The 12,241-nt window shown below is 67.2% G+C and carries 10 protein-coding genes; 2 read left to right on the top strand and 8 right to left on the bottom strand.

Annotated features, from left to right (window positions below; all coding sequences use genetic code 11):
* Positions 1–56 precede the first annotated feature (56 nt).
* Positions 57–1,391: a virulence factor family protein gene (locus ACEF39_RS15260; RefSeq protein WP_500285652.1), complete on the top strand. Its 1,335-nt coding sequence runs from the start codon at positions 57–59 to the stop codon at positions 1,389–1,391.
* A gap of 125 nt (positions 1,392–1,516) precedes the next feature.
* Here the strand turns inward: ACEF39_RS15260 and mprF are convergent, their stop codons facing one another.
* Positions 1,517–4,081, bottom strand: coding sequence for a bifunctional lysylphosphatidylglycerol flippase/synthetase MprF (gene mprF / locus ACEF39_RS15255; RefSeq protein ID WP_500285651.1), 2,565 nt, complete (start codon positions 4,079–4,081; stop codon positions 1,517–1,519).
* A gap of 193 nt (positions 4,082–4,274) precedes the next feature.
* Between mprF and ACEF39_RS15250 the strand changes: the two genes are divergently transcribed.
* Positions 4,275–4,622 carry a RidA family protein gene (locus ACEF39_RS15250; protein ID WP_025879081.1) on the top strand — a complete coding sequence of 116 codons (348 nt, stop codon included), beginning with the start codon at positions 4,275–4,277 and terminating at the stop codon, positions 4,620–4,622.
* 52 nt (positions 4,623–4,674) lie between these two features.
* Here ACEF39_RS15250 and rnfB read toward each other — a convergent pair whose 3' ends face one another.
* From rnfB to ACEF39_RS15215, 7 genes are all read right to left on the bottom strand, one after another.
* On the bottom strand, positions 4,675–5,088 hold the full coding sequence (gene rnfB, locus ACEF39_RS15245) for an Rnf electron transport complex subunit RnfB (RefSeq protein ID WP_500285650.1): 414 nt from the start codon (positions 5,086–5,088) through the stop codon (positions 4,675–4,677).
* Between the two features lie 25 nt (positions 5,089–5,113).
* Positions 5,114–5,704: an HAD family hydrolase gene (locus ACEF39_RS15240; protein WP_049463898.1), complete on the bottom strand. Its 591-nt coding sequence runs from the start codon at positions 5,702–5,704 to the stop codon at positions 5,114–5,116.
* A 76-nt stretch (positions 5,705–5,780) separates the two neighbouring features.
* Complete coding sequence (gene metG, locus ACEF39_RS15235) at positions 5,781–7,868, bottom strand: methionine--tRNA ligase (protein WP_500285649.1); 2,088 nt, start codon at positions 7,866–7,868, stop codon at positions 5,781–5,783.
* 103 nt (positions 7,869–7,971) lie between these two features.
* Positions 7,972–8,421: a DUF2147 domain-containing protein gene (locus tag ACEF39_RS15230; protein WP_500285648.1), complete on the bottom strand. Its 450-nt coding sequence runs from the start codon at positions 8,419–8,421 to the stop codon at positions 7,972–7,974.
* A gap of 352 nt (positions 8,422–8,773) precedes the next feature.
* The gene (gene gloA2 / locus ACEF39_RS15225) at positions 8,774–9,178 is read right to left on the bottom strand and encodes an SMU1112c/YaeR family gloxylase I-like metalloprotein (RefSeq protein ID WP_500285647.1); all 405 of its coding nucleotides are present in this window, start codon (positions 9,176–9,178) and stop codon (positions 8,774–8,776) included.
* Complete coding sequence (locus ACEF39_RS15220) at positions 9,175–10,245, bottom strand: serine hydrolase domain-containing protein (RefSeq protein WP_500285646.1); 1,071 nt, start codon at positions 10,243–10,245, stop codon at positions 9,175–9,177. Before ACEF39_RS15220 ends, gloA2 begins: the two co-directional genes overlap by 4 nt.
* 16 nt (positions 10,246–10,261) lie before the next feature.
* Positions 10,262–12,205: a DUF885 domain-containing protein gene (locus ACEF39_RS15215; RefSeq protein ID WP_500285645.1), complete on the bottom strand. Its 1,944-nt coding sequence runs from the start codon at positions 12,203–12,205 to the stop codon at positions 10,262–10,264.
* Positions 12,206–12,241 lie beyond the last annotated feature (36 nt).

Here is a 12,241-nt window from a genome sequence, read left to right as displayed (position 1 = left end):
GTGCCGTGCACGCAGCGGCGGCGTATCGTGTGCGCATTCCAACGGATGCAAAAACGATGCGTGCAGGGCTGGGCGGGGCGATGGGACTGGTGTTGGCGCTGGCAGCGGTGCCAGCGGTGGCGTCAGTGCAGCAGGTCAGCCACGGACGTTTCGATCAGGTGCCGGTGCATGTACCGGCCGGGGCCCCCCAACGGGTGGTGATCTGGTTCCATGACGGCGCCGGTGCCGATGACAGCCGCATGCCGATTGAAGCGCTGCGCGCCGATGGAGCACTGGTCGCATCGGTGGATGTGGCCCACCTGCGTGGCGTGCTCAAGCGCGAAGGCAACAGCAGCTGTGCGTTCGGCGCGGGCGATGTCGAGAATTTCTCGCGTTGGGTGCAGGCATTCCTGCATCTGCCGGGGTATCACCTGCCGTTGGTTGGCGGCAGCGGCGAAGGCGCTGAACTGGCTTATGCGCTGGCAGCGCAGGCCGACACCCAGGTCTTTGCCGGCCTGCTGACCTCGGGTTTCTGCCCGGCCCACACGCACGAGCGCATGGTCTGCGGCGATGGCGTGAAGCACGACCGCCTGCAGCCCAGTGAACTGAATTTCCCGTGGTTGAACGCGGCCGGTGCGCCGGGGTGTTCAATCAACAGTGCAGGCCCGTTTGTGCAGCAGGTTGCGATGGCCCGTGAATTCAAGCGCACCGTTGCCGGCGATGCGACACCGGGGCTGGTGGCAGCCGCCCGGGTGATCGGTGCGCAGGCCGGGGTCGCGCTGGCACCGCCGCCGGATGCCCTGAAGGGGCTGCCGGTAGTGGAAGTGCCGGCGCAGGGCAGCGGTGACACCTTGGCGGTGTTCGTTTCCGGCGATGGCGGCTGGGCCGGCCTGGACAAGGACGTAGCCGGCGCCCTGGCCGAACATGGCGTGGCGGTGGTGGGCATCGATTCGCTGCGTTATTTCTGGAGCGAACGCACGCCGCAGGGATTCGCTGTCGATCTGCAGAAGATCATCGGCCACTACCGCCAGCAATGGCAGCGCGACAAGGTGATGCTGATCGGTTTCTCGCAGGGCGCCGATGTGCTGCCGGCCACCATCAACCAGCTTGATGCAGGCACCCGCGCCGGCCTAGAGCGCATCGTGCTGCTGTCGGTGGGCAGGAACGCCGACTTTGAATTCCATGTCAGCAACTGGCTGGGCGGTGGCGGCGGCGGTCTGCCGATCGCGCCGGAAGTAGCGAAGCTGCCGGCGGCCAGGACCCTGTGCGTGTACGGCGACAAGGACGAGGATGCGCTGTGCCCCGATCTGCCGGGCAGCGACGGCGTGCACAAGGTCAAGCTGCCGGGCGACCATCACTTCGGCGGTGACTACGATCGCTTGGCCGAAGTGATCCTCAAGGGCGGCGCGTAGGCCCTGGTAGACGCCGACCTTGGTCGGCGCTTGGGCTTGGAACTCCATGGCAGGAAGTGTGCCGACCAAGGTCGACACCTACCGAGCGGCAGGTAGCGCCGGGCCATGCCCGGCGGATCGGGGCGTCAATTCCGCCGCGGGTCCAGCGAGATCAGCCGCGTGGCATCCAGCAGCGCGGCCGGCAGGTGCATGCCGCCGGGTGCGGCCAGGTAGCGCGGTCGCCATTGCGGATCGAACTTCGACTTGAACCTGCGCAGGCCGCTGAAGCCATAGAAGCGCTCACCGTGTCGTGCGAGCAGGCCTGCCAGGCGGTTCCAGCGCCCGGCCAGGCGGTGCTGGGCCAGGCCCGACAGCGGCGCCATGCCCAGCGAGAACCGTGCATACCCCTGCGCGCGGCCCCACAGGAACAGCTCGATGAACAGGAAATCCATCGTGCCCTTCGGTGCGTCGCTGACGTGGCGCATCAGATCCACTGACAGTTCGGCGCCTGCCGGTGCCTGCCACAGGTTGGCGAAGGCCACGATCCGACCCTCGGCTTCGACCAGCGCGATCGGGAAACGCACCAGATAATCCGGGTCGTAGCTGCCCAGCGAGAAGCCCTTCTCGTCGCCGGACTTGTCGTCCAGCCACGCGTTGGAAATCGCATGCAGGCGTGGCAGCAGGGCAGGGATCTCTTCCGCTGGTGCTACGCGGAAGGACAGCCCACCGCGCTTGCCGCGGTTCCAGGCTTGCCGCAGGTCGGCACGCTCGCGGCCTTCCAGACCGAAGTCGTGCAGCGGCACCATGGCCTCTTCCCCCAGCTTGACCAGACCCAGGCCGAGATCGAGATAGGTCTGCCAATACGCTTCACCCACCTGGTAGAACACCGGGCGCAGGCCGAGCCGGTCGGCTTCCTCGCGGAAGCGCCAGATCAATGCACGCGCCACCTCGGGCGGCCCGACCGGATCGCCCATCGCGATCAGGGAACCGCCGTAGCGCTGCATCATCACAAAGCCCTTGTGTTCCGCATCGCGCAGTACCGCCTTGTCGGCGGTCAGCACCAGGCAGGCCTGGGTGTCGGTGGCGCCGGCCAGCACCGGTGTCAGCGCCTGCAGGGTTGCGTCGTCGGCAGGCGGCAGCGGGCTGCGCGTGCTGTGCAGCAACCGCGCCAGCCCGAACATCACCAGTGCCATCGCCACCAGCAGCAGCGCACGCAGCGCGCGCGGTGCATTGCCGGACACCGCGAACTGCCACCACAGCTCGTTCTGGTATTCGACATGGCTGTAGGTGAAGAACAGCAGCCAGGTCACTGCGACCAGCACCAGGCCGAGGTTGCGCAGCCATGGCCACGACCAGGCTTCGTCCAGCAGTGCGCCCTGGCGATAGAACTCGCGACGTGCTGCCCACAGCGCCATCGCCACCAACAACGCCGACAAGGCGATCAGCGGTTGGCCACCGCGCAGCCAGATCGGCAGCGGCGCGATTACGCAGATCGCCATCGCCAGCATCCAGGCTGCGTGGCTGCGGCGGGCCAGGCCCTGTCCGATCAGCAGCAGGGCGACGCCGGCCAGGCTGCCGATCAGGTGCGAGGTTTCCAGGATCGGCAGTGAGGCATTGATCAGGTGCCGGCGTGGGGTGGGCAGGGTGCCGTCGATGACCAGCGCGGCGCCGACACTGAAGGCGGCCAGCGCGATGATCTGCGGCAACCACGGACGCAGCGCGTACCAGCCGGCGCGGGTGGCACCTGCGCTGGCCTGCAGCGGTTGCCGCAGCGCGGGTGCCAATGCCAGGACGGTGGCCAGCAGCAACGGCAGCACGTAGTAGCTGACGCGGTAGATCAATGCCGCTGCCAGCACCGCCGCGGGGGCCACTTGCGGCAGCAGCTTCAGCAGGCTCCACTCGAACACGCCCAGGCCGGCCGGCACGGTGGAGACCAGGCCGGCCAGCACGGCCACCAGGTACAGGCCGACGAAACCAGGCAGCCCGGTCGGCGTGGAATCCGGCAGCAGCACGTAGAACGCGGCACTGGCCAACACCAGTTCGACCACGCTGAGCACGGTGACACCCAACATGGTGCGTCGGTCGGGTAGCCACAGGCCATGGCCGAAGATGCGGAACTGGCGACCGTCGCGGCCGACCAGGATGAAGGTGGCGGCAAAGGCGATCAGCGCGACGATGCCGACCACGCGCACCGCAGCGGGGTCCAGCGGCAGCGCAAGCGCGGCCGCGGCCGGCTCCATGCACAGGGCAACGCCGATCAGCAGCCACGCGCCGAAGATGAAGCCCAGCGTGCTCATCAGCACCACCTGGCCGATCTGCGCCAGGTCCAGGCCGGCACTGCGGTAGCCACGCAGGCGCACGGCACCACCGGTGAGTGCGGCAAAGCCCACGGTCTGGCCCAGGGTGTGGGCGAGGAAGGCGGTGATGCCGATCCGTGCCGGGTGCACGCGGATGCCACTGCGGCGCAGGCCGATCGCATCGAAGCCGATCAGGCACGCGTAGCTGGCCAGACCCAGCAGCACGGTCAGCGCGATCTGCGCACCGCTGAGCTGGCGGAAGGCCTGGCGGATCGCGCGATAGCCGTGCTCATCGAATTCGCCGGCCAGCCCGTGCAGGGCCAGCGCCAGGATCAACAATGGAACGACAATGGTGGCGACCCGCTTCCAGGTCGGGGCAGCGGCGGCAGGGACGGAATCGGTAGGGGCGGTCATCGGCGCAAGGGTGCGGCAGCAAGGGCGAGGGCGGTGTCAACGCAGGGCGTCGCGCATCGTGCGCCTGCCAGCGCGGTTTGACCAGCAGTGCGGCTGTGCCGCCGCTGGCGGTATTCAGTGGCCGCACCGGGCACACACTTCCAACGCCGGCTGGGTGAGAATGCAGTTCAGACCACCCGCAGGAGCCACGCCCATGATGGAGCGTTACGACGTCGGACCGCGCATGTCCGAGATGACCGTGTACAACAAGGTCGCCTACCTTTCCGGCCAGATTCCGGAAGACACCAGCCAGGACATCACCGGGCAGACCCGGCAGGTACTGGCCGAGATCGACAAGCTGCTGGCGCTGGTGGCCAGTGACCGCCAGCACGTGCTGCGTGCGGAGATATTCCTGGCCGACATGGCCGATTTCGAGGGCATGAACAAGGCGTGGGACGAGTGGGTGGTGGAGGGCGCGACCCCGGCCCGCGCCACCGTCGAAGCCAAGCTTGCGCACGCCGAATGGAAGGTCGAGATCATCGTGACGGCGGCAGTGCCGTAATGACTGGACAGGGGTCAGATCCCTTTTCTGGAGGAAAAGGGATCTGACCCCGTTACAGTTTCACCAGATCGATGCAATCCACCGGACACGGCGGAATACACAACTCGCACCCCGTGCACAGATCCGCAATCACCGTGTGCATGTACTTCGCCCCGCCGACGATCGCATCCACCGGGCACGCCTGTATGCACTTGGTGCAGCCGATGCAGTCAGCCTCCACGATCAACGCCACCTGCGGCGCCTTGTGCTCGCCACGACTGCGATCGAACGGCAATGCCGGCACACCCAGCACCTGCGCCAATGCCCGCGCACCGGCATCGCCACCCGGCGGACACCGATCCACGCCTACCTCGCCACGTGCCATCGCCTGCGCATACGGGCGACAGCCGTCGTAACCGCATTGCCCGCATTGGGTCTGCGGCAGCAAGCGGTCCAGGCGTTCGGTCAGGGGCGGAATCAGGCTCATGCGTGGCGAAGGCTGCGCGTTGGGGCTACTTCAGGGGTTTGCCGCGGTACCAGCGCTCGTGCGCCAGGGCCAGCATTGGACGATCTTCGGCACTGTCACCGTAGGCATGGATGCGGGCGTAGCGTGACAGATCGAACTGGCGACGGATGTGCTCGACCTTGCGCGGACCACAATCGCCACCAGCGTAGCGGCCGGTCAGGCGTCCGCTTTCGCTTTCCAGCCGATTGCAGATCAGCTGCAGGCCCAGTTGTTCGCACCACGGCCGCAGGTACAGGTCCAGTGAACCGGACACCACCACCACGGTGTGCTGCTGCTCCTTGTGCCAGCGGATCTGCTCCAGCATTTCCGGACGCACGACATCGGGCAGGAACTCGCGGGAAAAGCCCGCCGCCAGCGTCTCGATGTCATCGGCGTGGCGCTCGCTGAAGGTCAACCGGGTCACCCGTGCGCGGATGCGCTCGGCGGAGATCAGTTTCAGCTTGTAGGCCAGCAGCCAGGGGCCGACTTTCCACCAGGCCTGTGCCAGCTGTTCGGCGGTGGCGACCCGGCGCAGGAAGCGGCCATAGGTGTCGCAGGTGGTGACAGTGTGGTCGAAGTCGAACAGCGCCAGTTCCAACGCAGCATCTCCCATCACGGTACCTCCCTTCGCGGTGCTCATGACCGGGCGCGGCCGGGGCCGCGCCCGTGTTGCATCAACGCACCGGCATGCCAGGTTGCGCGCTGCTGTCGGCGTCCAGCAGCGCCAGCGCGCCGCCATCGAAACCGGCCGACAGGATCATGCCTTCGCTCAGGCCGAAGCGCATCTTGCGCGGGGCCAGGTTGGCGATGAACACCACGCTGCGGCCGACCAGCGCTTCCGGTTCGCCGTAGCTGGCGCGGATGCCGGAGAAGATCTGGCGCTTGCCGAGTTCGCCGGCATCCAGTTCGAAACGCAGCAGCTTGTCCGAGCCTTCCACCAACTCGCACACCAGCACCTTGCCGATGCGCAGGTCGAGCTTGGCGAAGTCGTCAATGCCGATGTAGGCCGGTGCGTCAGCGCTGTTTGCTTCGTCCTTAGCCGGTGCCGGAGCTGCCGGTGCGGCAGGCTTGCTTGCTTCAACCTTGGCAGCGGGGGCAGCAGCGGCGGCGGTCAGGGTGTCCTTGGAGGCGTCGATCATGGCGTCAATCTTCTTCGGGTCGATACGGGTGAACAGCGGGGTGTATTCGGTGATGCGGTGGCCCAGCAGCGGCTGCGCCAGCGCGGTCCAGTCATTCACCGGCGCGGCCAGGAAGGCCTCGGCCTGCGCAGCGGTGGTCGGCAGCACCGGCTTCAAGGCGGTGACCAGCACGCGGAACAGATTCAGGCCCTGGCTGCAGACCGCCTGCAGCTGCGCGTCGGCGCCTTCCTGCTTGGCGATCACCCACGGCTTGACGTCATCGATGTAGCGGTTGGCTTCATCGGCCAGGGTCATGGTCAGGCGGATCGCCGCGGCCGGGTCGTTGCGCTCGTAGGCTTCACGGATCGGTGCCAGGCCATCGACGAAGCGCTGGTACTGCGCCGCGTCGGGCAGCTGCGCGGCCAACTGGCCATCGAAGCGCTTGCTGATGAAACCGGCGCAGCGGCTGGCGAGGTTGACGAACTTGCCGACCAGATCAGCGTTGACGCGGGCGATGAAGTCGCCCAGGTTCAGGTCGAGGTCGTCGACGCCGCCACCGGACTTGGCGGCGAAGTAGTAACGCAGCGCCTCCGGTTCCAGGCCCGCATCAAGGAACGTACGCGCCATCACGAAGGTGCCGCGTGACTTGCTCATCTTCGCGCCATCGACGGTCAGGTAGCCGTTGACGTGCAGGCGGGTCGGCGCGCGGTGGCCGGTGCCGTGCAGCACCGCCGGCCAGAACAGGCCGTGGAAATTGACGATGTCCTTGCCGAGGAAATGATGCAGCTCGGTGCTGGTGCCGGCGCGCAGGTGCGCTTCGAAGTCCTCGCCGATCTTGCCGCACAACGTCTGGAAGCTGGACAGGTAGCCGATCGGCGCGTCCAGCCAGACGTAGAAGTACTTGCCCGGCTGGCCGGGAATCTCGAAACCGAAGTACGGTGCATCGCGCGAAATGTCCCACGCACGCAGGCCGCCTTCGGCGTTGAGCCATTCACCGAGCTTGGCCTTCACGCCGGGCAGGGCGACATCGCCGGCCAGCCAGTCGCGCAGGAAGCCGTCGAAGTGGCCCACCTCGAAGAAGAAGTGCTCCGAATCGCGCATTTCCGGTGTGGCCCCGGAGATCACCGAGCGCGGTTCCTTCAGGTCGGTCGGCGCATAGGTGGCGCCGCAGACTTCGCAGTTGTCGCCGTACTGGTCGGCGCTGCCGCAGTTCGGGCAGATGCCCTTGACGTAGCGGTCGGGCAGGAACATGCCCTTGGCCGGGTCGTAGAACTGCGCCACGGAACGGCGGCTGATGTGGCCGGCCGCTTCCAGCTTCAGGTAGAACGCCTCGGTCAGCGCCTTGTTGGCCGCCGAATTGGTCGAGTCGTAGTGGTCGAAGGCGACGCCAAAGGCGGCGAAATCGCGTTCGTGACTGGCCTGGATGTCGGCGATGAAGGCTTCCGGGGTGACCCCGGCCTTTTCCGCAGCCAGCATGATCGGCGTGCCGTGGGTGTCGTCGGCGCACACGAACCAGGCCTTGCCGCCGCTCATTCGACGCGCACGCACCCAGATGTCAGCCTGGATGTAGCCGACCAGGTGGCCCAGGTGCAGCGGGCCGTTGGCGTAGGGCAGGGCGGTGGTGACGAGCGCGGTACGGGTCATGGTCACGGGGTGCAGCCAGGGGGAACCGGGGATTATCGCATGCCCGCAACGCAGTGACCCGGCCGGAGCCGGGTCACTGGGGGGCCGTGCAGGACCGATGTGCCTACTCGCGCACCCAGGTCTGCGTGCGGCAGATGAAGGCGATGCAGCCGGCCACATCCAGCTTGGTGCCACCGGACTGGAGTTCCAGCTTGGACTTGTAGGTCTTGCCGTTGGCCGGGTCCAGGATGGTGCCACCGGACCACTTGCTGGTGCTGCCCTTGTCCTGGGCCAGATTCCAGAGGATGGTCATGCCGCGCACCGGCTTGTTCTTGTTGGCGCCTTCACAACCGTCGCAGATCGGATTCGGGCCCTTGTCCGAATGCAGGATCTCGACCACCCGGCCGGTCAGCGTGCCGTTGGCGGCCTGGCTGATCTCGACGATCGACTTCACCTTGCCGGTCTTGTCGTCGATGGTCTTCCAGCGGCCGGCGGCACTGTCGGCGGCCTGCGCGGAGAGCGCGGCCAGGCACAGCGGCAGCGCCAGCAGCAGGGTCTTGAAGGTCTTGCGCATGGTCCCCTCCCAGGGTTCATTCCGGCACGATGCCGGTACGGGTCGACTGTATACCCATTCGGTTGGGTATGGGGAAGGGGGGCTTTGGCCGGGTTGCGCCCGGCACCCGTAGAGGCAACGGCCGGAGCAACGGCAAAAGCGGCTGTTCCGTGGGATGGCGGGGTGGGTCCGGTTGCGGGGGACGCTGCAAGTACGTCCCTGTAAGCTCGGTCGCGCCATCCATGGCGCTCACGCCCCCGCAACCGGACCCACCCCGCCTTCGACAGGCTCCCGCTGCTGTTGGTAGGTGTCGACCTTGGTCGACACGCAGATCCACTCCACGCGTGGATGAATGTCCGCGATTGAAAATCGCTCAACCGATCTCGTACAGCTCCAGCGGCAGGTCGTCGGGGTCGGCGAAGAAGGTGAAGCGGCGGCCGGTGTATTCGTCCACGCGGATCGGTTCGCAGGCTACGCCATGGCTGGCCAGGCGTTCGATGAACGGTTCCAGCGCAGCCACCCGGAACGCGAGGTGGCGCAGACCCTGGGCTTCGGGGCGGCTGGGCCGTGCGGGCGGCGAGGGGAAGGAGAACAGCTCCAGTTGGCCGCCATCGGGCAGGGCGAGGTCCAGCTTCCACGAGTCGCGTGCGGTGCGGCGGTTCTCGGCCAGTATGCGCAGGCCCAGCACGCGCACGTAGAAGTCTTTCGAGCGCGCGTAGTCGCTGCAGATCAGTGCGGCATGGTGGATGCCCAGCAGGCCGGTGGTTTCGGTGGTCATTGCAGGGTGTCCAGCCAGCGCTGGGCGATCTTCAGCGCCAGCGGATAGGGTTCGGGGGCGTTGCGGTTGCTCAGCACGATCACGGTCAGGTGTTTGTCCGGGTAGCGCAGGATCACGTTGCGGAAGCCGATGCTCTCACCACTGTGCCAGTGCATGCGGCCATTCAAGCGCCAGCCGAAACCGTAATGCGGCACGTCCGCTTCAGTGGTGGCGGTGGCTGGGCTGAACATCGCCTTGCGTGATGCGACTGACAGCAGGCGGTCGTCGTACAGGGCTGCATCCCAGCGCGCGAGATCGTCCAGCGAGGCGTAGATGCCGCCGTCGCCGAGTACGGCGCTGGTGGTGCTCTGGTCGGTGCGCTGCCAGTGGCCGCTGACTTCGCTGTAGCCATAGGCACGCTGCGCCACCACATCGACGCCGTCCTGGTGGGCGACGGTATGCACCATGCCCAGTGGTTGGAAGATCCGCTGCTGCAGGAAGCTGGCAAAACCGGTGCCGGCGGCACGGCCGACGATCAGCGCCAGCAATGCGTAGCCGCTGTTGCTGTAGCGGTACTGCGTACCGGGTGCGAAGGCGAGCCGATCTTCGCGGGCGAGCAGGGCCAGCACATCGGCGTCGTGCACCTGCCGGGTGTCGGCAGGGTCCATCAGGTCTTCGTAGTCCAGCAGGCCGCTGGTGTGCGACAGCAACTGGCGCAGGGTGATGGCGGCAGCGGCGGGCGGCAGTTCCGGCAGCCAGCGCCGCGCCGGCTGGTCCAGCGCAAGGCGGCCATCCTCGACCAGCAACAGCACGGCGGCAGCAGTGAACTGCTTGCTGACCGAGGCCAGGCGGAAATTGCTGGCCGGTGTCGCTGCGCTGCCATCTTCGACCACGGCCAACCCGTAGCCGCGGCGGAATACCGGTTGCCCGTCGTGCAGTACCAGCACCGCCGCACCCGGCACCTGCCCATCGTAGGCCTGCATCAGGCCATCGATGCCTGCATCCGGCGGCGCCAGCGGTGCTGCCGCCAAGGTGATCGACGGCAGCACAGCGAGGACGGCGATACACAGCAGGGCGGCGGGGCGCATGGCAGCTCCGTGATGGTCAGGGTGCGGGTGCAGGCGTTGCCGCGGCCGGCTGGGCCAGCCAGCGTTCGATCTTGTGGTCCAGTACATCCAGTGGCATCGAACCGTCCTTCAGCACTTCGGCATGGAAGCGGCGCAGGTCGAACGCTGCACCCTGGCGTGCCTTGGCCTTGTCGCGCAGGGCGATGATCGTGGTCAGGCCCGCTACGTTGGACAGCGCCTGGCCGGGCTGGGCCATGATCCGTTCGACCTCGGCGTTGGCATCGTCGCTGCTCATGTCCACGGTCTTCTGCAGATAGGTCACGGCCTGCTGCTTGCTCCAGCCCTGCGCATGCACGCCGGTGTCGGCGACCACGCGCGCGGCGCGCAGCAAGCGCGAATACAGATAGCCGATGCGGTCGTACGGATCGGTGTACACGCCGAGGTCTTCGCCGAGGGTTTCCGCATACAGGCCCCAGCCTTCGACGAAGGCGAGGTCACCGCCGAGGCGGCGGAAGCGCGGCAGCTTGGTCAATTCCTGCTGCAGGCCCAGCTGCACGTGGTGGCCGGGAATGGCCTCATGCAGATACTGCACCGGCACGTTCCAGCGCTTGCGGCTGGGCAGGTCGCGGGTGTTGACGAACAGCACGCCGGGTTGTCCCGGGGGCGACGGCTGGTAGGAGGCTGCGGCGGCGGTCATGGCGCGCTCCGGCTCCACTGCATGGATCTGCAGCGGCGCCTTCGGCAGGGTGTCCAGCACCTGCGGCAGGCGTGCATCGACCTGCTGCTGCACCTGCCGGTAACGGTTGAGCAGCGCGTTGGCATCGCTGTACTGGAACTGGCGGTCGTTGCGCATGCTGCGCAGCAGCTTGGCCTGCGAACTGCGCAGCTTGCCATCGCGCATCACCGTGGTGATCTGTGCCTGCAGCTCCTGCACACGCTGTTCGCCCAGCGCGTGCAGCTGCGCGGCGGTCTGCTGGCTGGCGGTGGTCTGCACGATCAGGTTGGTGTACCAGGCCTGGCCATCGGGAAGGGCGCCCAGGCCGCTGCTGCTGCGCGTGGCAGGCAGGTATTCGGTGGCGATGAAGCCACGCAGGGCGCGGTAGGCCGGCATGATGCGCAGTTCGATCATGCGCTTGTACTCGGCGCTGATGCGCGCCTTGTCTTCGGCGGAGATGGACTCCGGCATGGTCCGGATCGGCGACCAGAAGATGCTCTCTTCGGCGGTCGGCTTGATCACCGCGTCCAGCTGCGGCAGGACCTTTTCCATCAGGTCGCGCGGCTGCACAACGCCGGCCTTCATGCCCTGGCGCATGTTGTCGATGGCCTGGTTGAACAGGTCGGGAATGCCGAGCGAGCGTCGCGACCAGGTGTCGTAGTCCTTGGCCGTGTTGAACGGCTGCGCACCCGCACCGGCGCCGAGGATGGCCATGATGCTGCCGACGTTGTAGTACTGGCTGATCGGCATCATCCAGCTCGGATAGCGTTCGGCGGCCAGCGAGGCGCGGGCGTCACGCACGAAGATCTCGTAGCTGAGCAGGTCCTGCCCCTGCAGGCCGTCGCTGCCGATCTTCTCGACCTTGCCCAGCCATTCGGTGGTGAAGTCGTGCGATTGCTGGCGCCAGGCGGCGGAGAGGATGTTGGGCAGCTGGTCGTTGTAGCGCGGCTCGCCCTGGAAGGTCGCCTGCAGCGGGTTCAGCCGCATGGAGGCATCCCAGTATTCGTCGTACAAGCGCTCCAGTTGCACCTGCTTGGGCACTGCGCGGGCCGGGGCGACCGGACGCGGCGCGGCGCGGCGCGCCGAACTGCCGCGGGCCGGCGGGGTGGCACGTGTGCCGGCGCGGGCCTTTGGCTTGGCAGCCTGGCGGGTCTGCGCGGCGGCGGGGCGGCTGCCCTTCTTCTTCGCTGCTTCGGCCGGCGGTACGGCGCTGAACAGGAACAACGCGGCGATGGCGGCGGCCAGGACGCGGGGGGAATACGGCATCAAGAAGCTTCCGTGGAACACAGACCGTGGAGCTTG

The sequence above is a fragment of the Stenotrophomonas indicatrix genome (assembly GCA_041545745.1).
GTDB classification, from domain to species: Bacteria; Pseudomonadota; Gammaproteobacteria; order Xanthomonadales; family Xanthomonadaceae; genus Stenotrophomonas; species Stenotrophomonas indicatrix_A.
Note: the sequence above shows the minus strand (reverse complement) of the source record. Positions and strands in the feature narration are given on the sequence as shown.

Bases quoted from the DNA above. Each gene is read 5' to 3' on its own strand.
- ACEF39_RS15260 (WP_500285652.1), top strand. From the start codon at position 57: ATGCGTGCAGGGCTGGGCGGGGCGATGGGACTGGTGTTGGCGCTGGCA.
- mprF (WP_500285651.1), bottom strand. From the start codon at position 4,081: ATGACCGCCCCTACCGATTCCGTCCCTGCCGCCGCTGCCCCGACCTGG.
- ACEF39_RS15250 (WP_025879081.1), top strand. From the start codon at position 4,275: ATGATGGAGCGTTACGACGTCGGACCGCGCATGTCCGAGATGACCGTG.
- rnfB (WP_500285650.1), bottom strand. From the start codon at position 5,088: ATGAGCCTGATTCCGCCCCTGACCGAACGCCTGGACCGCTTGCTGCCG.
- metG (WP_500285649.1), bottom strand. From the start codon at position 7,868: ATGACCCGTACCGCGCTCGTCACCACCGCCCTGCCCTACGCCAACGGC.
- ACEF39_RS15230 (WP_500285648.1), bottom strand. From the start codon at position 8,421: ATGCGCAAGACCTTCAAGACCCTGCTGCTGGCGCTGCCGCTGTGCCTG.
- gloA2 (WP_500285647.1), bottom strand. From the start codon at position 9,178: ATGACCACCGAAACCACCGGCCTGCTGGGCATCCACCATGCCGCACTG.
- ACEF39_RS15220 (WP_500285646.1), bottom strand. From the start codon at position 10,245: ATGCGCCCCGCCGCCCTGCTGTGTATCGCCGTCCTCGCTGTGCTGCCG.
- ACEF39_RS15215 (WP_500285645.1), bottom strand. From the start codon at position 12,205: ATGCCGTATTCCCCCCGCGTCCTGGCCGCCGCCATCGCCGCGTTGTTC.